General features: G+C 42.6%; 20 protein-coding genes and 1 pseudogene. 12 read left to right on the top strand and 9 right to left on the bottom strand.

Annotation, left to right across the window (positions count from 1 at the left end; translation table 11 throughout):
* Nucleotides 1–147: 147 nt before the first annotated feature.
* Nucleotides 148–1,314, bottom strand: a complete 1,167-nt coding sequence (locus HWQ23_RS09800; protein ID WP_292827046.1) for a Re/Si-specific NAD(P)(+) transhydrogenase subunit alpha — start codon at nucleotides 1,312–1,314, stop codon at nucleotides 148–150.
* A 765-nt stretch (nucleotides 1,315–2,079) separates the two neighbouring features.
* Here HWQ23_RS09800 and HWQ23_RS09795 point away from each other — a divergent pair.
* From HWQ23_RS09795 to HWQ23_RS09760, 8 genes and pseudogenes are all read left to right on the top strand, one after another.
* Nucleotides 2,080–2,592 carry a DUF2808 domain-containing protein gene (locus HWQ23_RS09795; protein ID WP_292827043.1) on the top strand — a complete coding sequence of 171 codons (513 nt, stop codon included), beginning with the start codon at nucleotides 2,080–2,082 and terminating at the stop codon, nucleotides 2,590–2,592.
* Between the two features lie 154 nt (nucleotides 2,593–2,746).
* Nucleotides 2,747–2,881, top strand: coding sequence for a 50S ribosomal protein L34 (gene rpmH, locus HWQ23_RS09790; RefSeq protein WP_094327629.1), 135 nt, complete (start codon nucleotides 2,747–2,749; stop codon nucleotides 2,879–2,881).
* Between the two features lie 25 nt (nucleotides 2,882–2,906).
* Nucleotides 2,907–3,329: a ribonuclease P protein component gene (gene rnpA / locus HWQ23_RS09785; protein ID WP_292827040.1), complete on the top strand. Its 423-nt coding sequence runs from the start codon at nucleotides 2,907–2,909 to the stop codon at nucleotides 3,327–3,329.
* Nucleotides 3,316–3,708: a PH domain-containing protein gene (locus HWQ23_RS09780; protein ID WP_292827037.1), complete on the top strand. Its 393-nt coding sequence runs from the start codon at nucleotides 3,316–3,318 to the stop codon at nucleotides 3,706–3,708. Before rnpA ends, HWQ23_RS09780 begins: the two co-directional genes overlap by 14 nt.
* 158 nt (nucleotides 3,709–3,866) lie before the next feature.
* Complete coding sequence (gene yidC / locus HWQ23_RS09775; protein WP_292827034.1) at nucleotides 3,867–5,018, top strand: membrane protein insertase YidC; 1,152 nt, start codon at nucleotides 3,867–3,869, stop codon at nucleotides 5,016–5,018.
* Complete coding sequence (locus HWQ23_RS09770) at nucleotides 5,015–5,542, top strand: Jag family protein (protein WP_292827031.1); 528 nt, start codon at nucleotides 5,015–5,017, stop codon at nucleotides 5,540–5,542. The genes yidC and HWQ23_RS09770 overlap by 4 nt, the downstream gene beginning before the upstream one ends.
* A 203-nt stretch (nucleotides 5,543–5,745) precedes the next feature.
* On the top strand, nucleotides 5,746–6,264 hold the full coding sequence (locus tag HWQ23_RS09765; protein WP_292827028.1) for a YceD family protein: 519 nt from the start codon (nucleotides 5,746–5,748) through the stop codon (nucleotides 6,262–6,264).
* A 145-nt stretch (nucleotides 6,265–6,409) separates the two neighbouring features.
* Nucleotides 6,410–6,541, top strand: a pseudogene (locus HWQ23_RS09760) (IS982 family transposase); the annotation flags it as partial.
* On the opposite strand, the gene HWQ23_RS09755 reads toward HWQ23_RS09760, so the two are convergent.
* The 5 genes from HWQ23_RS09755 to HWQ23_RS09735 all read right to left on the bottom strand — a co-directional run bounded on the left by HWQ23_RS09755 (nucleotide 6,531) and on the right by HWQ23_RS09735 (nucleotide 9,491).
* On the bottom strand, nucleotides 6,531–6,959 hold the full coding sequence (locus tag HWQ23_RS09755; protein ID WP_414515286.1) for a putative toxin-antitoxin system toxin component, PIN family: 429 nt from the start codon (nucleotides 6,957–6,959) through the stop codon (nucleotides 6,531–6,533). The pseudogene HWQ23_RS09760 and the gene HWQ23_RS09755 sit on opposite strands and share 11 nt — an antisense overlap.
* The gene (locus HWQ23_RS09750) at nucleotides 6,959–7,180 is read right to left on the bottom strand and encodes an AbrB/MazE/SpoVT family DNA-binding domain-containing protein (protein WP_029637898.1); all 222 of its coding nucleotides are present in this window, start codon (nucleotides 7,178–7,180) and stop codon (nucleotides 6,959–6,961) included. The genes HWQ23_RS09755 and HWQ23_RS09750 overlap by 1 nt, the downstream gene beginning before the upstream one ends.
* A gap of 498 nt (nucleotides 7,181–7,678) precedes the next feature.
* Nucleotides 7,679–8,539: a hypothetical protein gene (locus HWQ23_RS09745; RefSeq protein WP_292827016.1), complete on the bottom strand. Its 861-nt coding sequence runs from the start codon at nucleotides 8,537–8,539 to the stop codon at nucleotides 7,679–7,681.
* A 224-nt stretch (nucleotides 8,540–8,763) separates the two neighbouring features.
* Entirely contained in the window at nucleotides 8,764–9,201 is a 438-nt protein-coding gene (locus HWQ23_RS09740; protein WP_292827013.1) for a type II toxin-antitoxin system VapC family toxin, read from the bottom strand.
* Entirely contained in the window at nucleotides 9,198–9,491 is a 294-nt protein-coding gene (locus HWQ23_RS09735; protein ID WP_257236113.1) for a type II toxin-antitoxin system HicB family antitoxin, read from the bottom strand. The genes HWQ23_RS09740 and HWQ23_RS09735 overlap by 4 nt, the downstream gene beginning before the upstream one ends.
* A 342-nt stretch (nucleotides 9,492–9,833) precedes the next feature.
* Here HWQ23_RS09735 and HWQ23_RS09730 point away from each other — a divergent pair, with 342 nt between their 5' ends.
* Both HWQ23_RS09730 and HWQ23_RS09725 read left to right on the top strand, forming a co-directional pair.
* Entirely contained in the window at nucleotides 9,834–11,345 is a 1,512-nt protein-coding gene (locus tag HWQ23_RS09730; RefSeq protein ID WP_292827010.1) for an AAA family ATPase, read from the top strand.
* 261 nt (nucleotides 11,346–11,606) lie between these two features.
* Complete coding sequence (locus tag HWQ23_RS09725) at nucleotides 11,607–12,110, top strand: SH3 domain-containing protein (RefSeq protein WP_292827007.1); 504 nt, start codon at nucleotides 11,607–11,609, stop codon at nucleotides 12,108–12,110.
* A 44-nt stretch (nucleotides 12,111–12,154) separates the two neighbouring features.
* On the opposite strand, the gene HWQ23_RS09720 is transcribed toward HWQ23_RS09725, so the two are convergent.
* Nucleotides 12,155–13,507, bottom strand: a complete 1,353-nt coding sequence (locus HWQ23_RS09720; protein WP_292827004.1) for a serine/threonine-protein kinase — start codon at nucleotides 13,505–13,507, stop codon at nucleotides 12,155–12,157.
* A 334-nt stretch (nucleotides 13,508–13,841) separates the two neighbouring features.
* Here HWQ23_RS09720 and HWQ23_RS09715 point away from each other — a divergent pair, with 334 nt between their 5' ends.
* Nucleotides 13,842–15,296, top strand: coding sequence for a peptidoglycan-binding domain-containing protein (locus HWQ23_RS09715; protein WP_292827001.1), 1,455 nt, complete (start codon nucleotides 13,842–13,844; stop codon nucleotides 15,294–15,296).
* Here the strand turns inward: HWQ23_RS09715 and sbcC are convergent.
* Together sbcC and HWQ23_RS09705 are read right to left on the bottom strand one after the other, a co-directional pair.
* Nucleotides 15,293–18,319, bottom strand: coding sequence for an exonuclease subunit SbcC (sbcC, locus tag HWQ23_RS09710; protein ID WP_292826998.1), 3,027 nt, complete (start codon nucleotides 18,317–18,319; stop codon nucleotides 15,293–15,295). The genes HWQ23_RS09715 and sbcC overlap by 4 nt on opposite strands.
* A gap of 765 nt (nucleotides 18,320–19,084) precedes the next feature.
* The gene (locus HWQ23_RS09705; protein ID WP_292826995.1) at nucleotides 19,085–19,273 is read right to left on the bottom strand and encodes a hypothetical protein; all 189 of its coding nucleotides are present in this window, start codon (nucleotides 19,271–19,273) and stop codon (nucleotides 19,085–19,087) included.
* Nucleotides 19,274–19,435: 162 nt separating this feature from the next.
* Here HWQ23_RS09705 and HWQ23_RS09700 point away from each other — a divergent pair, with 162 nt between their 5' ends.
* The gene (locus HWQ23_RS09700) at nucleotides 19,436–21,709 is read left to right on the top strand and encodes an NACHT domain-containing protein (protein ID WP_292826992.1); all 2,274 of its coding nucleotides are present in this window, start codon (nucleotides 19,436–19,438) and stop codon (nucleotides 21,707–21,709) included.
* Nucleotides 21,710–21,783 lie beyond the last annotated feature (74 nt).

Raw genomic sequence — 21,783 nt, 5'->3', positions numbered from 1 at the left:
TGGCTTGTCTACACAGGCAAAACCTACCTCCGTAGGTTTCAAACTCTTGATTTTTCATTAGCCCACGGAGGTGGGCTTGGTTTGTGTAGCCGCGAATTCCATTCGCCCTGGCTCTAAGTTGACACTTATGAACATGTTATGCCCCTACTAACCTGCTCCAACTCCGCTCAAAGCTTGTAGCGCATCCCGCACTCGTTGATTGCGAATTTCACCTGCGTGAGTAACGCAAGCTGCATCAACGATGTCGTCGCCAAAGTCTACCTGCAAAGCTTTGTCTTTAATTAGCAGTTGCATCAATGAAGTTACGTTCTTGGCATACAATTGGCTGGCGTGAATTGGCATCGATGATGGGAGATTGATGGGGCCGATAATTGTCACACCGTTCCACACAATATCTTTGCCGGGTTCGGTGCAGGCGCAGTTACCACCCTGTTCAGCAGCCAAATCTACAATCACTGAACCGGGTTTCATTTGTGCCACCATTTCTTCTGTAACTAGCCGTGGTGCTTGTCTCCCAGGCACTTGAGCGGTGGTAATCACCACATCAGAATTTTTGATGTGTTCGGCGACAACTTCTTGGGTACGTTGTTTACTAGCTTCAGAGATTTCCTTGGCGTAACCGCCAGCAGCGACTGTTTCTTCGTCTAATTTGACTTCAACGAATTTTGCCCCTAAGCTTTGCACTTCTTCTTTAACGGCGGGACGAATATCAAAGGCTTCTACGACTGCTCCCAAGCGTCTAGCGGTAGCGATCGCTTGCAATCCGGCTACACCAGCGCCCATAATAAATACTTTCGCTGGAGCGATCGTACCTGCGGCTGTGGTTAACATCGGGAAATATTTCGGTAATGCAGCTGCGGCAATTAACACCGCTTTGTAACCTGCTAATGAAGCTTGCGAGGACAAAGCATCCATACTTTGCGCCCTGGTGCTACGGGGAATCATTTCCATACTCAAGGCTGTGATTTTCCGATTTGCCAGTTGCTCTGCTATAACCGGATTTCCCAAGGGATTGAGGAAACTGATTAAAACAGCACCTTCCTTTAACAAGTCAATTTCTGAGCGTCCATCTTCTCGTTCTTGCGGTGGGCTGACTTTGAGCAGAATATCTGTTTCGCCCCATAATTTGGCAGTATCGCTGATAATTGTGGCTCCTACTGCTTCATAGGCAGAATCGCTGAAAAAAGCTCCTTCTCCCGCACCTGTTTCTACCCACACTTCCAAACCTTGTTTTACCAATCGCGCAACGGTGTCAGGAATTAATGCCACACGACGTTCACAAACTTCAATTTCTTTAGCAACTGCTATTCTCATGAAATCTCCTGAAGATAAATACCTAATCTCTGCTAAGTAAGCGATTGCCCAGATAAGGGGTGTCCCTCGCTCATAGTACTTAGGCAGGAACATCAGCCATGAATTTTACTACTAGATTGAACCTTGAATCTTTCCTCTGGCAGTTTTAGCTCTCCAGCCAAAGCTTCACTTTACCGCTCGCAGATGTCATATTTTCAGATAGTTGCAAACAGGGTTACGTATTGCACATCCTAAATTGATTCCCAAATTTTGCATCTTTATCTTCAGCTTGTTTTCGGGATTGAGAAATTTTGGTATTCCTTTCTTATAGAGTAATATTGACCAGATTTTGAAAGCTTTATAATTTCCCAATCAAATTTTAATGATTACGACTTTGATTCCAACTTACTTTTAATCAATTTAGCCCAAGTTAACTAGCGATCGCTGATGACGCGCCTCAATTTTTATAACAAAATTCTCAAATTTAGATACACTTATACATATTTGGAAACACAATCTAATCCTAACGGTGTTTCTATCTAGTTCAAATTTGACCAACTTAGTAATCAAATCAGGACTCTACAAGGGTAATGAACTAAATATAATGTATGTATTATTTAATACTAAGCAATACTGCCGTCGCCCAAAGCTCAGGGAAGATGGCACTTTTTGTTGTTATTAAACGTCCATTGTTAGGAAGTCAGTAGTAAAGTTTAGTAAAGAATACTAACACACAGTTATTTTTTTTAGATAACAGATTTACATTTTGGTAGAGGAAGCCCAATTATGCGACGTTTACTTTCTGCTTTAGCCGTGACTAGTCTTTTGGTTGCTGGATTACCAGCCCTGACTTGGGCGCAAAGCTTACCTGGATTGACGCTGTTTAGCGGCATCAAAGGCGAAAATCAGCTGCCCTTTAGGTTAGATTTTGGTGGACAAGCTAATGGTTGGGATCGATACATATTGAGGATTCCAGCCAAAAAAATGAAATTGGCAGTTGGTCAATTTTCCATTAACTACCCTGATTATTACAAAGGAACTTTTGACCCCAAAAATATTGAAGTCCGAGTCAAAGGCAAAGCAGTTCCGCTTTCTGAGGTGAAGTGGGACAAAGAAGGTAAGCTGATTAATATTTTTCCCCAAGAGCCGGTGCCAGCAGCTAGCCCAGTTGAGTTAGTCTTATCTAACGTACAAAACCCAGCCTTCGGCGGAGTTTACTATTTTAACTGTCAAGTTCTCTCCCCTGGCGATGTGCCACTACTACGCTACATGGGAACATGGATTTTGAGCATCAATTAAGAGTGGGGAGTGCTAAGTGGGAAATCTGACTTCTTTACTGAGCACTCCCAAAAGAGGAAAATAGGAACTGTTTGGCGCAATTCGCAATTCCCTAATAAAGTGATAAAATTAGAGATTGTGAGTTTTTATAAAAATCACCTAAGAGGAGACTAGTATGAAAAGAACACTGGGCGGCACTAGCCGTAAGAGAAAAAGAACCTCTGGTTTTCGCGCCAGAATGCGGACACCAGACGGCAGAAACGTGATTAGTGCCAGGAGAAGAAAGGGACGTCACCGTCTGAGCGTTTAGGGCACATCAAGCTAAAAGAGCATCTGTGGCTTTGCCCAAAGCAAATCGGCTAAAATCCCGCAAGGATTTCCAGGCAGTTTTCCGGGAAGGAATTCGGCGTCATGGCTCTTATTTAACATTGAGAGCCTTAAAGCCGTTATGTTCAACAAAACCTTGTTTGGACACTGCCACCCAGACAACACCAGCAACTGACTCAGCACATGTTGCCAGCACGCGGATTGGCATTTCCATAAGCACAAAAGTCAGCAAAAGGGCAGTGGTTCGCAACCGAATCAAACGGCAAATTACAGCTGCTTTACACAACTTGCTACCGAAATTATCACCAGGATGGCGGCTAGTGGTGATTGTCAAACCCACAGCAGCAGAATCTAAGTGCGTAAGCCCACAATTTCTGCAAGAATTAGAGCAGTTGTTGGCACAAGCTGAGGTGTTCGATGGGAATTCGTGAAGACGTTTATTATGAAGGTGGCCCCCATCTTGGGGATTTAATTATCAACCTGCTGATTGGGCTAACCATTGTCGGCATACCATTAACAGTCGGGGCAATTGTCAGGGCATTGTGGCTGCGTTTCCGGATCACCGATCGCCGAATTACCGTAATCGGAGGTTGGCAAGGGCGCGATCGCACTGACGTAATTTACTCAGAAATTGTCAAAATCGTCAAAGTTCCCCGTGGCATTGGCTTTTGGGGAGATATGGCGATAACCCTAAAAAACGGCAGTCGTCTCGAATTGCGTGCTATTCCCAAGTTTCGGGAAGTCTATGACTACATCAACGAAAGAATTGCTGCGAAAAATCCCGAATATAGCGGCGCTGCCAATAATTGATCCAAGCAGGAGAAGCAGGGGGAGAAGAACCAATGCCCTGTTTGCCCTGCTTGCCCCATTTGAATGTGCGGCTATCCGTAGCGAAAGATAGTCGCCGACAAATTATGATTTAGATAAATTAGATTCAGTTTACAGTACCTCAGGTTGAATTCAGAATAATGGATTTTGGTATCGGCTTTCTCTCGAACAACGTGATGCTGCCAATCATAGATTTTTTCTATGGTATTGTGCCTAGCTACGGATTAGCGATCGTTGCTTTGACACTGATAGTCCGCTTTGCGCTCTATCCCCTGAGTGCTGGCTCAATTCGCAACATGCGGAAAATGCGAATTGTACAACCTCTAATGCAAAAGCGGATGGCAGAAATCAAAGAGCGCTATAAGGATGATCAGCAAAAGCAGAACGAGGAAATGGTCAATGTCCAAAAAGAATTTGGCAACCCCTTGGCAGGCTGTTTTCCATTACTAGTGCAAATGCCAGTCTTATTAGCGCTGTTCGCCACTTTGCGGGGTTCGCCTTTTGCAGGTGCAAACTACAGCGTTAACCTGCAAATCTTTCCTGCAGAACAAATCGAACAAATTCAACCGCAAGCCTTTGCCACTGCTCCTCAAAATATTTACGTTGCGGATGGTGAACACGTTAAAGTAGCTGCAATCCTTCCCAGTGGTAACAAACTAGCGGTGGGAGAACAAACCAAGATACAATATCAGACCGTTGATGGCAAACCATTTCAGGTGCTCTTAGCAGAACACCCAGAAAATAAGCTGATTCCTGATTGGAAAGTTACCAAAGGTGAAGATAGGATAAAAATTGATGCCCAAGGCAATGTAGAAGCCTTGCAACCAGGAGAAGTTACCATTCAAGGAACTATTCCTGGACTAGCAGCAGACAAAGGTTTTTTATTCATTGATGCTTTAGGTAGGGTTGGCGCAAATGATCCAGATGGCACAATCCACTGGGATATTGTGGCCATGATTGTCTTTTTTGGAATCAGCCTTTATGTTAGCCAAATGCTTTCTGGGCAAAATTCCAGTGGTGGCAATCCACAGCAGGATACAGTTAACAAAATCACCCCAGTCATCTTTTCTGGAATGTTTTTGTTCTTCCCCTTACCAGCTGGGGTGCTGATGTATATGGTGATTGGTAATATTTTTCAAACCGCACAAACTTATTTTCTCTCCCGCGAACCCCTACCAGAAGAACTGCAAAAAATCGTAGAAACCCAGGAGAAAGAAGTAGCAGTTACAGAACAAAAGGCATTGCCCTTTGAACCGAAAAGTGGTAAGAAAAAGGCGGCAGGGGGATCATGAGCAACATTCCGATGCAGCGAGGTCAGCAATGGTTAAAAACACTGCTGGAACTCACGGGGATACCTGCTGAGATTCAAGGTCATTTAGAAACTGCCCAATCTCAAGACGGCGATTCCCCAGAACCAGATAACTACTGGTTGACAATTGACCAAACCAACTTTACGTCAGAACAAATTCAGGTATTAATTGGTGCTGATGGTTCTGTGCTAGATGCGATTCAGTATCTAGCAAATTCGGTTCTTAACCTAAGCCAACCCCCAGAGGAACAAGCCTCTTATACCATTGAGTTGAATGGCTACCGGGTCAAAAGAGAAGCCGAAATTCGCGCATTAGCAGAAGCAGCAGCTGATGAAGTGCGCTTTTCTGGTAGAGAAGTGGAAATAAAATCCCTCAGTTCTGCTGAACGGCGTCAAGTTCATACCTTCTTGAAGGAATTTGGAGATTTGGAAACATTCAGTCGCGGTAAAGAGCCGCATCGTCATTTGGTTGTGCGTCCAGTTTCGTTGGAAGGAGTTACGAGTTAGAAGCCATTCAATGCAAGGATTTTAGATTTTAGATTTTTCCTTCAATTGAAAATCTAAAATTGGCAAAGTTAGGAGTTAATTGAAAACTCATAACCATATAATTTCAAAATTTCTCTTGTTGTTAAGAGATAAACTAAAGATGTAATATCAGTAAAATTGCTGATAATGACCATTAATTTTAGTGAGGATGTCTCACAAATCCTATGGACGCAATTTATATTCCGCAGCTAACTCAAGCCCCGGAGCGGACAGAGGAAGTTCAAGTTAACGAATTTCTGCCTGGTCTGGAAACGTTGACACCAGTTCGCGGTCATGTGCGCGTGCAGCATCATGGCAATTACTTGGAAGTGTCCAGTCAGGCAGAAACAATTATTACTTGTACCTGCAACCGCTGCTTGCAGCAATACAATCGCCGTTTAGGGCTTGATACTAAAGAAATCATCTGGTTAGACGAAACTGCAAATCAGCTAAATGACTTGCCTTTAGAAAGGGAAGTAGTTATGGAAGATTTGCTTGAAACCCTACCGCCCGATGGTTATTTTTATCCCAACGAATGGCTGTATGAGCAGATGTGCTTGGCAATACCCCAGCGTCAGCTGTGCGATCGCAATTGTCCAGGTATTCCTGTAAGTAGTAGTGTTGATAGTTCTGATAGTCCTGAAACTCCAGTTGATAACCGTTGGGCTTCTCTGAAAGCACTGAAAAAGCAACTTTCGGGCTAATAGCTTATTGCTGATGGCTCAAATTCTGTGATTTCCCGCCCGTGCGTAGTTTACCGCCCTAGGCATCGCTTTTGAGAATATTAACTCGACAGAGACAGCATGGGTGGTAAATATATGAGGCTTGTAAGATGCGATCGGAAAGTTTATGACTACTATTGTATCTCGGCTCGACATTACACAAATATTCTGTGATGTAGATGACTTCTGTAAGCAGTGGGAAAACTTATGGCAACAAATACCACTTTTACAAGGCATCACCGGAAAAATTAGGGTGACTGACCATCAATAACATTTAGAAAATCTTCAGCCGTGATAATCGGGCAAGAAAAATTATCTTTTAGACTGAGTAAATCGCGATCGCCCGTCACGAGATAATCAGCCTCACTGACCACAGCCAAAAGTAAAAAAGGCACATCAAACGGATCACGACATTCAGGAATTACAGGCAAGCGGCCGGGCATAGCTACAGCTTCACAAAAGAGTATGTAATCCGATAGTAAATCTTCTTGCTCAGTTGGCGTGAGCTTAAACTTTGGATAAGCCAGCACTCGGATTAACTCAGTTGTTGTCGCTTTAGAAACCAGCGGAGTGAAGAGATCGTCCTGCCATGCCAAACGAAGCCTAGATACTCTGCCCCCAAATATCAGCGCCGAGATGATGATATTAGTATCAATTACCACCCGTGGACAAGCCATTACGATTGACGCGCCCAAGCCACTGCATCAGCCACATCCTGCTCACTCAGTCCTAAATCCGCCAGCTTAGATCGAACCGCATCAGCCCGCTGAATTTTTACAGGAGTCAGAATAATTTGCCCTCCCTCCACCTTTACCTCAAAATACTCAGCCTCACCGATTTCACGAGTAATACTTTTAGGCAGCGTTAGTTGATTTTTAGAAGTTAACTTGGCGAGCATGACTTGCCTCCTAGCCTTTGCTATCAAATGTAAGGATTCCTTACTTGAGTATATACATTCTACCTTACTAAATCTAAAACCCAATCACAGAAACAGCTTTTCGCTTCTGCTCTAGCGTGACCTCTAGATAGCCCTGCAACGTCCCCAGGTCACTGTAACCAGAGATTTCTTAAACGTTTTTCTTTTTATCGTTTGGTAATGGGCGGTATTCCTTTATATTTCATGGTGCGACCATTATTTATAGTATATATATTTGTGATTTTTGTACTAGGTATATATGACATACTTAATTGGTGCTTTAGTCTAAAATCTAAATAAAGGTTTTCATATTTAGTTATAAATACTAAACAATCTAGCAAGGCTTTGAATCTCCTAAATTTCAGAGACTTCAATCTGTACAGTTTTATTCCTGGCGATCGCAGTATTGAGAGCAGATCATCAATTCCTTAGCGTAACTTTCGGTATCACTGCTCATTTCACCCCATACCCTTTTCACTCTTACAACTGAAACTCACTACTACTAGCTATTAAAACTCGCTTTGCAAGGTAATGGATTAGTTCAATTTCGCAGTTTAGTAAATTAGCTTCTTTAGTAAAAGGATATATCGATTTTGCATTGTCAAAATCATTCTCATTTTTAGTGTGGACTATTCTACATCTAACATCATAGATTCGTTTTGCTATGCTGTTTATTAACATTTCATCATTATCATTTAAAGCCAATGGCTCTAAATCCAACATTTTATCCTTTTTTGTTGTTAAAAAAGATTTGAGTCTTTCATTTTTTTCAAAAAATTCTTTAAGTAATGAGATTTGAATACATTCCTTGAGTGTTGCTTCTAATTGGGAAATTTCAGTTATAAAACCTCTACCAAAACTGGATTTCGCTATACTTAGCACTTTTATTATATCGTTATCGTTATAAATGTTAAATCCAGGCGTTTTCATTAAATTTTGAATTGTGCGTGTAGCTTTGATTTGTGAATAAGTGGAGAAATAAAACTCTATTACCTGATAGTAGGCTAGGTACTGTAACAAAGGCATTTCATTAGCACTTCGGGCATACCAATAAAGGGACAGAGCTTCCTTATCATACTGGCATACTGGGTACTTAATATTTAAAGTAGTTTGAGCATCGTGTTGTAAAATATTTTCTTCTTGAGTTTGAATACGTTGAACAGTTAAAGGCAACCCTAAAACCAAATCAATCTGAAAAAATATAGAATTTGCGTATTTTTCAAGATAGCTAATAGTTTTATCTTGTTGTGTTATATTCAAACCACTAATTTTTAAAGAAATACTGTCATCCTGTATATTACCCAGTAAACTTTTTGCTATATCAGAAATAGGGCTAATCAATATAGTAATATTTAAGCCCTCAGATGAGTTATATATTAACTCAGCCCAACACCACGAACGCTACAACCCCTATTCTTTCGTTGGCTGATAAAACCTGCTTATGCTTGCAGCATTTTGACCAAATACAGGTATAATCTCCGTTAAAAAGCGGCTGTTATCTATATAGATGATATTTTATTTACTCACCACCGTTGCTGTACCCTTTGGTGCTGTGTCAACAATGATCATCCATCCTGTCGTGACCAATCCTCAATCTTTAAAGAAGGTACTTGAGAAAAATCTCGATAGTTTCGCGTCACTACAACTGCATCATTCACCAAGGCAATTGCCGCAATTCGCATATCCTTCTGTAATCGCTGTTTCGATAACGTGGGATTTTCTAATCGCAATCGCACAAACGTACAAGCAGCAAAATCATCAAAATCCAACACCCTCACCCGTCCAAATAGAGCAACTGTCCGGCTCAACTTTCCATACAGTCGCACAACATCCTCAACTTTTCGCGCACTATTGATTCTCACCACCCAACCATTAAACAATTCCTGAACCGTCACAATAGAAATCGCTACCTCTGCTCCCACCTCTGACACCCGACGGCTCACGAATGGATGTCGCTCTAATAGAAGCGACACATGATCTGTATCTAACACCCAAAGGCTCATACAGTGCTATTTATATCTAATTCGCGCTCAGTACGGAGTTCCTGAGCAAGAGTTGCAAACTCATCATCTCCTTCAAACATCCCAATAAAATCTGTCCAAGGATTATTTGCAACTTCTAGCGTCAGTACCTCAATATTTGCCAGTCTAACTCTAACTTGCTCTTGTACAGCCGCGATCGCATCCGAACGGGTTTCAGCTTCGGCTACACAATCAGGCAACTCTGGCACTGATGCGATAAAATGCCCCTCGGATGCCTGTTCAACCAGAACATGAAGAGACAGCCTATTCAAACTTGTGACTCTTTGAAGATTCATAGACAGCGATACTAGATTCACTTTCCCCATAATTATGCCTTAATCAAAACTCAAATACCTGATGCAAATAGGCATTGAGCCGAGATATGAACGAAAAAGGTAATTCAGAAATGTTTACGTCTAAGTGTATTATAAAAATCTTGATTTTTCGTTAGTCCACGGAGGCGGTCACTGAGCTTGCGTTGCCCTGAGCTTTGTCGTTCGCGTAGCGTCTCGTAGAGAAGGGTCGAAGTGTGGACTTTGTTTGTGTAGCAGTGAATTCTATTCGCCTAATATTTCGCTGAACAATGAGAGAATAACTAATAACCACAGCTATATATGAACTTTCGTGAAGAGTTTAAACTGCTGCTACGCGCCCGCTACCCCTTAATTTATATTCCCACCTATGAAGAGGAGCGGGTAGAAGCAGCTATCCGGGAAGAAGCAACCAACCAGGGTAATCGCCCAGTCTATACTTGGGATTTTGTCGATGGCTACCAGGGAAACCCCAATGATGCTGGGTTTGGGCGACGTAACCCGTTGCAAGCTTTAGAATTTATCGAAAAATTACCAGCTTCGGCACCTGCGGTATTGATTTTCCGAGATTATCATCGCTTTTTAGATGATGTTGCGATCGCCCGCAAACTCCGCAATCTGTCCAGACTCCTCAAATCGCAACCAAAAAATATTGTCCTATTGTCGCCCCGCATCGCCATTCCTGACGACTTAACGGAAGCGCTGACAGTCGTCGAGTTCCCTTTACCCGCCGCCCCAGAAATTAAAACTGAGATAGATCGCTTGCTACAAAGTACTGGTAATTCCCTTTCTGGCAAAGTTTTAGATGACTTGGTGCGCTCTTGTCAAGGACTTTCGATGGAACGGATTCGCCGGGTTTTAGCAAAGGCGATCGCTACCCACGGAGAATTGCAACCAGAAGACGTGGATCTCGTTTTGGAAGAAAAGCGCCAAACTATCCGCCAAACCCAAATCCTGGACTTCTACCCCGCCACTGAGCAAATTTCTGATATTGGCGGACTCGATAACTTGAAAGACTGGCTGATTCGTCGGGGAGGCTCGTTTACTGATAAGGCGCGACAGTACGGATTACCGCACCCCCGTGGTTTAATGTTGGTGGGTATTCAGGGAACTGGTAAATCGTTAACCGCAAAAGCGATCGCTCATCACTGGCATTTACCCTTGCTACGCCTGGATGTAGGAAGGTTATTTGGTGGTTTAGTGGGTGAATCAGAATCTCGGACTCGCCAAATGATCCAAGTAGCTGAAGCCCTCGCTCCTTGTATTTTGTGGATTGATGAAATAGATAAAGCCTTTGCCGGAGTTGGTAGCAAAGGTGATGCCGGAACAGCCAGCCGTGTGTTTGGCACTTTTATTAACTGGCTAGCCGAAAAAACCTCACCCGTGTTTGTCGTCGCCACCGCTAACGACATCCAAGCCTTACCGCCGGAAATGCTTCGTAAGGGGCGATTTGATGAAATTTTCTTTGTGGGTTTGCCCACCCAAGAAGAGAGAAAAGCAATTTATGATGTTCATTTATCCCGATTGCGCCCCCATAACTTGAAAAGTTATGACATCGATAGGCTAGCATACGAAACGCCTGATTTTTCTGGGGCAGAGATTGAGCAAACTTTAATTGAAGCGATGCATATTGGATTTAGCCAAAACCGCGACTTTGCTACCGACGACATTTTAGAAGCAGCCAGTCAGATCATCCCCTTGGCGCGAACTGCTGTAGAGCAAATTCAGCAACTCCAAGAATGGGCTGCTGCGGGGAGAGCGCGTTTAGCATCGAAACACAATCCTTTGAGCGATCGCCTCCGGCGCACTACGTGAACGCATTAGACATAGGAATGAAAAATGAATGTAGAGACGTAGCAGTGCTACCTCTCTACAAGGGTTCTGGATAACGCATATTTAATTTCTGGAGAAGTCTATTCAGTAGTAGCTACAATAATGAGTTATTGAAAGCCAGTTCAACCCCACTCCTATCAAAGGTGGAAACCTCTGCACGCGGGTGGCTCCTCAACGGGGGAAATACGCACTTGACTGGCTCACCTTGAACGCCACTTAAATCTTGATAATCACGTTTTAACTATGTTGTCTGGCTTAACAAAATTTATACTTGGCTTTTTATTAGCGATCGCTGTGCTAATAGGTGGCGGCGGTGCAGTTGCACTCTATTTCATGAATCGCACTGGTATAGCCCCTGCCAAACCCATTTTTTCCAACGATAGCCCCTCGGTGAAAGCCAAAGCTCCAAAAACAACTCAGCCTGGAGGAGGTAAGCCCGCCCTTACACCTGGGACTCAAACTCAATCGTCTCCAACCTCCGCTCCCACAGAATCACCAAAGGCTACCCCATCACCAAAACCATTGCCATCGGGAGCTTACCGAGGGCGTGTTAGTTGGCGTGAAGGCTTGAGTTTGCGATCGCAACCAAATCAAGAAGCTGAAAAAATTGGTGGCGTTGGTTTTAATCAAAAAATTATTGTTTTAGAAGAAAACGACGATAAATCCTGGCAGAAAATCCGTTTGGAAGATAGCCAACAAGAAGGTTGGGTAAAAGCAGGTAATACTGAAAAAGTTGATAAACAATAGCCTAAAAAATCAAATACTAGTCCTAATAGTAATTTTCAACAAAACTAACTAATACCACAGGCTGCTAGTTTTACAGCTAAAGCATTGGGGTATCGCCACGGTTGAGAACCACCAATGCAAATGCGTGATGGTAAATGACCGATTGGTGCTTTGAGACTAAAATTTAATTCCGAGTTGGCATAACTATAATTGTATACATGCCAACCAACTTGATTACAAAAAATTCCATAGTCTCCACTCACGTTTTTGTAAATAAGTGTTTGCACGCTAAAACCAAAGCGTCCATGACTGTAATTCACCCATAAATGGTCAATGGTCTGTAAATCTTCACAGGTAAATTTATCAATATTACTACTAAATATATAGCTACCTCTAGGCTTTGCTAGTGCCTGACACATCAGATCCCAAGTTTCTCGATCTGCTAATTGCCATTTTCTTTTTGCTAATAAATCATGCAAATGCGTGTAATCAATAGTACTTAATGTCTGGTAATTAGAAATATTTAGCAATTTTTTTGGTTGTTGTTCCAGTGTCTGCAACGCTTCTGTTGCAGATTGGAAGCGTTGCGAAACGGCATTTTTTAAAAGTTTATCTAAGATTTCACAGAGGCGAATGCTAACAGTATTGCCTGCTGGTAAATATTCCTGCCATACCCAGCGATCGTTAGCAATATCGAACAAATCAAAGGGAGAAATAGCGGTGAGTAAGTAAATACATGTTACACCCAAGCTGTAAAGATCGCTGGCTGGTAATGCCTTTCCTCGCAATTGTTCGGGAGCAATATATTCTGGACTACCTACTATTGTGCCTGTACGAAGTTGCCTCGTATTAGTGGCTAATTTAGCAATTCCGAAATCTATTAAAACCAAGTCTCCTCGAACCGAACGGCGCATAATATTTTCCGGTTTAATATCTCGGTGGATTACTTGTCGGGAATGGATAAATTGCAGTGTGATCAATAAACTTTTTAATATCTCCCAAATTTGCGGTTCTTTAAAAACGCCTTGTTGTTGTAATTCCTGGGCAAGTGTTTGTCCATCTACTAATTCCTCGACGATATAAAACTTTTGATTTTGTTCAAAGTGCGCTAGTAATTTGGGTATTTGAGAGTGTTCTAGTTCATTGAGACGAAGGGCTTCTTGGTGAAATAGTTTGACTGCTTTGTGCCAAACCTCAGTATTTTCCTCTTGGAAACATAGCTGTTTGATCGCACATTTGGGTTGACCTGGGAGATGTTCATCAATAGCTAAAAATGTTCTGCCAAAGCCACCACGTCCAATGAGAGCGAGTGGGCGATATCGCTGTTTGAGTAACAATTCCTGACCACAACTATTACAAAAATGAGAGATGTCAGAATTTTGCGGACGCAGGCAATCAATATTGATACAGTAGCTCATACTATAGGAGTCCTATTTGTTGCAATTACTATATATAAAGTATTCCCATGCGATCGCCCCTCTTACTAACCCTAAACAGTATCTCGAATTCAGTCGCAGCTTGACCCAGATTCAGTTTGGTCAAAATTTAATCGTGTTGGGATGGTAGAGTCCGTTCATTCTGACTTCTACAGAGGTCAAATCTTCACAAAAAATTATTAACTCAACGGTATTCAATGATGCTGGCTCAATTATTATCAGTCTGGGAAAATTGCTTGTAAAGAATCATACAAAAACTAAACATAACACAGAGAACCTGGTATATTTATTTGTAGCCATAACTTCAAAAAAGCAAGTGAAAACAGGGGTAGATAGCTATTTAACCAAGCTTGCCTCAGTCTCCGAGGCATCCGAAAGCGTCAAGGTTGTTCCTACCGTAACTAATTTCAAATTTCTGAATTGGAAAAAATTATCTAGCGGTGCGGCGATGCGTCTTTTGTCAGTGGCACTGACTATGGGGCTTCTGAGTATTGCTGGGCAAGCTTTAGCACTTCAGAAAATCGGAAGTAATGGGGCTGAAGTTAGCAGTAGCCAGAGGTGCTTAAAAAAGTTAGGCTACTTTAACGGCCCGGTGAGTGGCAAGTTTGCTACCTTGACTCAAAATGCTGTGATCAAATTCCAGCAAGCCAATAGAATATCTGCTGATGGAGTTGTAGGTATAAGTACTCAACGAGCCTTGCAACGAGCATGTCAAGGTAGAACTTCGAGTAGAAATACCAGTGGCGCATCGGTTAGGCGCAGCCCAACCCAGGCATTGCCAAGTGGTCAATATCCTGTTCTCTCTCAAGGCAAAACTGGTGCAGCCGTCAGAAGTTTGCAACAGCGTCTCCGGCAGTTAGGCTACTTGAATGCTAATCCGACTGGGAATTTTGGCCCAATGACTAGAGATGCTGTAATTACGTTCCAGCGAAATTATCGCATACCAGCTAACGGGATTGTGAATCGACAAACTTGGAACAAACTACTGGGTTCCTCTCCGACTCCAGGTAGAACAAGTCTGTCTACTCAACAAGTGAAAGAACTACAAGTGCGTTTGCGGCAGCTAGGTTATTTTAAGACTAATCCCACTGGGAAGATTGGCCCAATGACCAGAGAAGCTGTCATCCAATTTCAGCGAAATTATCGCTTACCTGTTGATGGCATCGCCAATGCCCAAGTTTTGGAGTCAGTGCGTAGAGCCTCCACAGTTGGATCTACAATTCAACAACCAGGCAGAAATTTTCTGACTGTAGGCGATCGCGGAGAAAATGTCAGATTAGTTCAAGAGCGTTTGTCGCAGTTGGGCTTCTCTAATACCAATCCTGATGGCTTTTTCAACGATTACACCAGACAATCTGTGATTGCATTCCAGCAATCTTCTCGACTTAATTCTACTGGAAATGTAGATTTGCAAACTTGGCAAGCATTAGGGTTGAATAACTCAGCTGGGGGCAGTTCTGCCGAGACTAATGGTAATGGTTATGTATTAGCTGAGACTAATGGCTATGTATTACCTCCTACTAGTGACTATGTAGTACCTGTTACCAATGGCAACACATTAGTTGCTAATAATCCCTACAGGGTAATAGTGCCAATTTCCAGTAATGATACTCTGATTAAAGTGCAACAATATATACCCAGTGCTGTCACGGAGCAATCCGGTCTAGGGGATTATGTGAATGCTGGGGCATTTAGCGATCGCACACAAGCAGAAACGCTAACGAAAAAGCTCCGCTCCTATGGTCTTGATGCACGGGTAAAATACAATTAAATTGACAAACTCAACTGCGAACCTTCCTGAGTTTTATTCACTTCAATCCTGGCTTGGAAAGCTTCTTTGAGGTGGGGCATATGGGTGACAGTGAGAATGCAGGCAAAATCAGAGGCGATCGCATTAATCGCGGCAATCAAGCGATCGCATCCTTCAGCATCCTGTGTACCAAAACCTTCATCCACAATCAACAATTGCAACGCCGCCCCCGCCCGTTGCGCTAATAATTTCGCCAAGGCTAAACGGATGGCAAAGTTAATTCTAAAGGCTTCCCCACCAGAGTAAGTTTCATAAGCTCGCGTTCCTCTAGAATCGGCGATTAAAATATCTAGAGTGTCTATCAACTTGGCATTTTTCTTGGTTGATTTAGCACCGCGCCCAGCTTTTTGAGTAATAAATTGTACATGAAACTGATTACCACTAAGCCGCGAAAGTAGTTGATTTGTTTCGGCTTCCAGTTGCGGTAACACATTCTCAATCATCAGTGCTTGGATACCATTTTTACCAAAAGCTTGCGTTAATTCCTGATAAACACGATATTCCTGCTTGCAAGATTGTAGTTGCTGCTGCTGTTGTTCGTACTGAATTTGCAGCGTTTGGAGTTGATGCGCTAGCTGTTCTAAACGCCCCAATTTGGTTATTTGCTCATCAAGTTGCCGTCTGCGTATTGCTAGCTGCTGCTCTAAAGCTTGAATTTGGGCAGATGGGTTAGCTGTAGCTTGTAGTTGCTGGATAATGCTTTCGATTTGTCCACCGAGTTTTTGCCGCTCCGTTACTCTGGCGCTTCTAGACTCCTCTAACTCTTGCAATCTCGTCTGGAGTTGGGGATACTGCTGCTGGGCTGACAGCAGTTGTTGATACCGCAAATGCCAAGATTGAGCTTTCTTTGCAGCCATGCGGAGGTTATTGTGCTGCTCGGAACTATAGCCAATTTCGGCAATGTGACGCTCAAGAGCCGCGATTTGTTTAGCACATTCCGAATCAGTCTGATCCTGCTGGATTCTGGTTTGTAATTGAGCAATAGCGGCTTGAAGTTCTGGTTTTCGGGCTAATAGTTGCGCTTGCCGCTTAGTTGCATCTTTAATCTGCCCTTGTTTAATTTCTGCCCATCGCCACCGCTCAACTTCGCTGCGGGCGAGGGCGTGATCCTGTTCATTATAATTAGCTTGTTGCAGATATTGGTCTAGCTGCCGGAGTTCGGCTTGTTTATCGGGAGCGTAATCACCAGCTTGGAGCGATCGCTCTAAATGCTGTTTTTCGGCGGCAATTTGTTGTAACTGTTGTTGCACATCAGTTGTAGCTTCTAACTGTGCTGCCAACTGTCCCCGTTGTTCGCGTAAACCATCGTAGCCCGCCAACTGTTGGGAAATTTCTCGATATTCCTGCCTAAGTACCTGAATTTCTCGGTCAGACACAGCCATTTGTTCCCGCACTACCCAAAACTGCCCTTGAGTATCTTCCAACTCAGCCTGGGTTTTTTCCACCACCCGACTCCAGTGATGTTCATCCAATGGACGCTCACATAATGGACAAAGAGCTTCAGGATTTTGGAGCATTTGCAATTTCTGCTCTAATTCTCCCAGCAGTTTTTCATAGTCCCGTTGGTGAGCTTGCAGACGTTCGATAAAGTGCCGCCTTTCTTGCCCTTTTTCTTGGACTCGTTGCAAATAAACTCGCTTTTTCTCCAGTTCCTCAATCTGGATTCCCACATCCATCACTGCTTGTTGCAGTTGCGGTTGGCGGCGCTGCTGGCGTTGCAATTGGTTCTCAGTACTTTGGAGTTGTTCGAGTCGCGCTACTAAACCAGCATGAGTGCGATCGAGTTGGCTTTGTAAAGTTGCTCGTTGTTGCAACAAAGGAGTAACTTGCATTTGCAATTGATCTAAACGCGCAACATGGTGACGGGCTGCGCCCAGTTGTGCCAAAGCTGCTTCTACTTCACCTGATTTGGTGAGAGTTTGCTGAATATCTCGCTCTTGTTGCTGTAAAGCTTCTAACTGCGCTTGGGCTTGTTGTAGTTGCCGTTCGATTTCGTGAATTTGTTTGGTAAGCTGTTGTTGCTTTTGTTGGCGAGTCTGCCCAGCGCGGGTGTATTCTTCAAATTTGGCAGCAAAAGCTTCTTCTTGAGATTGGAGACTTTGATATTGGGCGTATCCAGCTTTAATCTCAGCTTCTTGGTGTAATATTTTTTCTAAATCTGATAGCTGAGAGCCAATAGCTGATTGTTCTTGTTGGAGGCGATCGCAATCTTGGGTAAGATTTTGGTATTGCTGCTTCACAAAGTTGAGTTGTTGTTCCCAATTTTGGCGCTGGTGCTGGAGAACTTGCAAACTTTGTAATTGAATATTATCAAAAGCTTGCACTTGTTGCAGTTGGTTGAGTTCGGCTTCTAACTCGACTCTTTGCGCTTCGGTTGTCTGGCGTTGTTGCAGCTGAATTTTTATCGACTCCAAAGAACGCTCTAACTCTAGCGCCTGTGCTTTGAACTGACGAGAAGATTCCTTTGCCCGTTCTTCCAAATCATCGTACTGATTAAGTTTCAACAACTCCGCTAAAATTTCTTTGCGTTCCGTCGGGCGTTTGAGCATGAACTCATCTGCACGACCTTGACGTAAGTAGGCAGAATTAATAAATGTATCATAATCGAGCTTGATGTGTTCTAAAATCAAATCTTGTGTCGCTCTTACCCCTTTGCCAGTGAGTGAGCGAAACCCAGATGGTATTTCGATTTGAAATTCAAGAACGCTAGTACCTCCCCGAATTCGGGTACGAATCACCCGATATTTTTGCTGGTTACTTTGGAAAGTAAAATCAACCCGAACTTCTTTCGCCCCAGAATAGATGACATCATCTTCAACTGTGGCGCGGCTTTCACCCCAAACTGCCCAAGTGATTGCTTCCAGAAGGGAAGATTTACCCGCACCATTGGAACCACAAATACAAGCCGTATGCAAACCGCCAAAATCTAAAGTTGCATCACGGTAACTAAGAAAGTTTTTGAGAACAAGTTGTACTGGGATCATTCAGGCTATAGCGCCACATCTACTTTTAATAATTAACAGTACAGATGCACTGTTTGTTAGTTTAGCTATCTAGATATCAGGTTTCTAGTCTTGAAGACATCAATTTTACAAAATTTAACAATATTATGAGTAAATTTTTATTGTTGCATAAAAATCTTTTGCTATCTTCGGAGAAAAATGAAACTCATCTGGAGGCTTTTAGTTATTTCTTTGTGTTGACTGAGATGAAAATATTCCTATTTGATTTGTGAGAATTGAAAGTTACAGATCCCTGACTTTTCAAAGAAGCCGGGGATCTTGTCTCTTACGAAGTATTTAGGATTGCTATAGTCGCCAAGAGAAAATTTGTCATTGGCTCACATCTTGCAGCTAGCCCTGGCGATTAGAAATCGCGGCTATACAAACGAAGTCCACCTCCGTGGACTAAGAGAAAATCAAAGGTTTTTAACCCAGGTCGCTGGGTTTCGCCTGTGTAGCCAAGCCAGTGCGTTGGGCGGCTCCGCCGACTTGAAGCACCTGGCGCGCGACTTCCAGTCGCCTGGTGCAAGCAAGATATAAGTTGGCTAATTGCGTCGCCGAATAGCCCGTCTTAGAGGTTGTTTGAAAAGTGATTGGCTGTGTTTAATCGCGTTGCTACCCCCCTTAGTTCCCCCTTATAAAGGGGGGAAACAAGAAAAATCCGGTTCCCTCCCCGATGTATTGGGGAGGGTTAGGGAGGGGTAAAAAAATATTTGATACATTAATCATGACTTTTCAAACATTCTCTTAGACATCGCTTGGCCTTGACCGAGGTATCAACAATCCAATATACGTACCGACAGCAAATTTGGTTAAATCTAGAAATGGAGGGCGACTCTTCTCATCTATAACTGCAAGGGTGAGAGAACCAATCACCATAATCAGCGTTACAACAGCCAATACTTCATCTCTTGAAGGGAATTTCTTGGATAACATTGACCCACTCCTGAATCGTTTTAATCTCTACATCTCTACATTTACAGGCGAGTGCTTGTTGTAAGCTTAAATACAAGCTAGCGATATGAGTGACTTGTGTATGCGATGAGGATGAATTGCCAAATTGGCAGTTAGAATCAGCAAAAGTGTAGTGGTTAGCTTATGTCCGGGCGATCGCTTTCCTGTTCTCCAGAAGGAATCCAAAAAGCAAAAAGAGCTTTAATTTGTTATTCCTTAACTCAAAAGGTATTAGCTGAAGATTTAGGAATTACTCGCCAGCCGATTGGAAAGTTCTTTACAGGTAAACCTGTTGACCGCAATCTGTTTGTCCAGATTTGCGACAGGCTAGATTTAGAGTGGGAAGAAATAGTTGCTGAACCAGCCAGTGAACCAGAGGTAAATCAAGATAACAGCATTGATATTAATGCGATCGTGCAAGGGGTACGCGAAAAAATAAAACCTCTCATTCAAGAACGCTGCGGCACAATGCGGGTGCTAGATATGACTCAACCCATTGGGTTGAATGAAATTTACACCAGCGTTAACATTTTGGAGAAAATAACTGGGCGACAACGGTTAGGAATTGATGAATTATTACAACAGTGTAAAAGCCAGGATTTTGACCTCTTTGGACTCAATAGAATTACTGAAAAACGAGTCCCAGGACTGGAAGCGGTTGAGAAACATCCCAAACTGATGATTTTGGGTAAGCCTGGGGCAGGTAAAACAACGTTTTTGAAGTATTTAGCAATTCAGTGTATTGGAGGTGAGTTTCAGGCTGAACGTGTACCGATTTTTGTTACCCTCAAAAACTTTGCGGAAGTTGCAAACAAACCTGGATTATTGCAACACATCACTGAAGAGACGATAAATCCTATCTCTTCTATCCGAGATATATTAACCTATGGCAAGGCATTAGTTTTACTCGATGGGTTGGATGAGGTTAGAGAAGAGGATAGCGATCGCATCTTAAAGGAAATTCGTGAGTTTTCTGATCGTTTTCCAAAAAATCAGTTTGTGATGACTTGTCGTATTGCAGCACGGGAGTATACCTTTGAGAAGTTCACAGACGTAGAAGTTGCTGATTTTGATGATGACCAAATTTCCAACTTTGCTAATAACTGGTTTAAGGAGAAAGCTGTAAAACCAGAGACTTTTATCAAAGGTCTCGAAGAAAATAACCGCATCAAAGAACTTGCTGCAAGTCCGCTACTGCTGACATTGCTTTGTTTAGCATTTGAAGAGTCAGGAGATTTCCCTGCAAATCGTTCTGAGTTATACAAAGAAGGGCTGGATGCGTTATTGAAAAAATGGGATGCCAAGCGGGGAATTCAACGCGACCAGATTTACAAAAAGCTATCAGTCCAGCGTAAAGAAGATTTACTCAGCAAAATGGCGTTGACTACTTTTGAGGAGAGTGACTATTTCTTCAAGCAGAAAGTAGCAGAACAATACATTACAGAATACATCCGTAATTTACCCAATGCTAATACTGACGAAGAAGCATTGCAACTTGACAGTGAGCAAGTTTTGCGTTCAATTGAGCATTATCATGGGCTAGTTGTCGCAAGAGCGAAAAGGATTTATTCATTTTCTCACCTGACATTTCATGAGTATTTCACAGCTAGAGAATTTGTGGTTGTGAGACAGTCATCAGAGGAAGCCTTGCAAAATCTTGTTAGCCATATTACTGAGAAATGCTGGCGGGAAGTCTTTTTACTTGCGGTTGGAATGTCGCCAAGTGCAGACTGTTTGTTACTTTTGATGAAACAGAAAATTGATTCGCTTTTTGCTGCTGATGAGAAATTGCAGCGATTTCTAAAGTGGGTCAACCAGAAATCTCTTTCAGTTGAGGTTCTCCACAAGCTAGAAGCAATTCGAGCTTTTTACTTTGACCTTACTCTTGCTTCTGCCTCCAAATATGCTCCTGATCTAGATTTTTATCCGATCCTTGCCTTTAAGCTTGATTCTACTTTTATTTTTGAAGGAGAATTAGAACTCAACCCTGCTGACTTGACTCTCGATTTCTATTTTGCTACCACTCTTGCTCATGCTCTCGATGACGGTATTGACTCTGATTTTATTGTCCCTATTATTGCTGGTATTGATATTGATTCTGATCTGCAACAATCATTACAAAAACTCGAAAAGGAAATTCCAGATAGGAAAGATGAAATCTGGTTTCATAAGTGGCAAGAAGAGAAACTTTCAGCATGGACTAAAAATTTCAGAAGCTTGATTATTGAGTATCGCAATATTGGTCATAATTGGCAGTTCAGTAAACAGCAAAAGGAATTGCTTAAGCAGTATTACGAAGCTAATGAATTACTAGTCGAGTGTCTACATAGTAATTGTTATGTCAGCCGTAAAGTGCGGGAGCAAATTAATAATACTTTGCTATTACCGATCGCAGAGATTAACCAGCGCCAGCAGTAATTTTAAATACCCGTATAGCAGCTCGTTTATCTTTCAGTCCCACAGGTAAATCATTTTGGGGGTGATTTGCGATC

Origin of the sequence: Nostoc sp. JL33 (assembly GCF_017114985.1) — a bacterium.
Taxonomy (GTDB): Bacteria; Cyanobacteriota; Cyanobacteriia; order Cyanobacteriales; family Nostocaceae; genus Nostoc.
The sequence above is the reverse complement of the archived record's forward strand: the minus strand, read 5'-3'. Positions and strand labels throughout refer to the sequence as shown.

Bases quoted from the DNA above. Each gene is read 5' to 3' on its own strand.
- HWQ23_RS09800 (WP_292827046.1), bottom strand. From the start codon at position 1,314: ATGAGAATAGCAGTTGCTAAAGAAATTGAAGTTTGTGAACGTCGTGTG.
- HWQ23_RS09795 (WP_292827043.1), top strand. From the start codon at position 2,080: ATGCGACGTTTACTTTCTGCTTTAGCCGTGACTAGTCTTTTGGTTGCT.
- rpmH (WP_094327629.1), top strand. From the start codon at position 2,747: ATGAAAAGAACACTGGGCGGCACTAGCCGTAAGAGAAAAAGAACCTCT.
- HWQ23_RS09780 (WP_292827037.1), top strand. From the start codon at position 3,316: ATGGGAATTCGTGAAGACGTTTATTATGAAGGTGGCCCCCATCTTGGG.
- yidC (WP_292827034.1), top strand. From the start codon at position 3,867: ATGGATTTTGGTATCGGCTTTCTCTCGAACAACGTGATGCTGCCAATC.
- HWQ23_RS09770 (WP_292827031.1), top strand. From the start codon at position 5,015: ATGAGCAACATTCCGATGCAGCGAGGTCAGCAATGGTTAAAAACACTG.
- HWQ23_RS09765 (WP_292827028.1), top strand. From the start codon at position 5,746: ATGGACGCAATTTATATTCCGCAGCTAACTCAAGCCCCGGAGCGGACA.
- HWQ23_RS09755 (WP_414515286.1), bottom strand. From the start codon at position 6,959: ATGGCTTGTCCACGGGTGGTAATTGATACTAATATCATCATCTCGGCG.
- HWQ23_RS09750 (WP_029637898.1), bottom strand. From the start codon at position 7,180: ATGCTCGCCAAGTTAACTTCTAAAAATCAACTAACGCTGCCTAAAAGT.
- HWQ23_RS09740 (WP_292827013.1), bottom strand. From the start codon at position 9,201: ATGAGCCTTTGGGTGTTAGATACAGATCATGTGTCGCTTCTATTAGAG.
- HWQ23_RS09730 (WP_292827010.1), top strand. From the start codon at position 9,834: ATGAACTTTCGTGAAGAGTTTAAACTGCTGCTACGCGCCCGCTACCCC.
- HWQ23_RS09725 (WP_292827007.1), top strand. From the start codon at position 11,607: ATGTTGTCTGGCTTAACAAAATTTATACTTGGCTTTTTATTAGCGATC.
- HWQ23_RS09720 (WP_292827004.1), bottom strand. From the start codon at position 13,507: ATGAGCTACTGTATCAATATTGATTGCCTGCGTCCGCAAAATTCTGAC.
- sbcC (WP_292826998.1), bottom strand. From the start codon at position 18,319: ATGATCCCAGTACAACTTGTTCTCAAAAACTTTCTTAGTTACCGTGAT.
- HWQ23_RS09705 (WP_292826995.1), bottom strand. From the start codon at position 19,273: ATGTTATCCAAGAAATTCCCTTCAAGAGATGAAGTATTGGCTGTTGTA.
- HWQ23_RS09700 (WP_292826992.1), top strand. From the start codon at position 19,436: ATGTCCGGGCGATCGCTTTCCTGTTCTCCAGAAGGAATCCAAAAAGCA.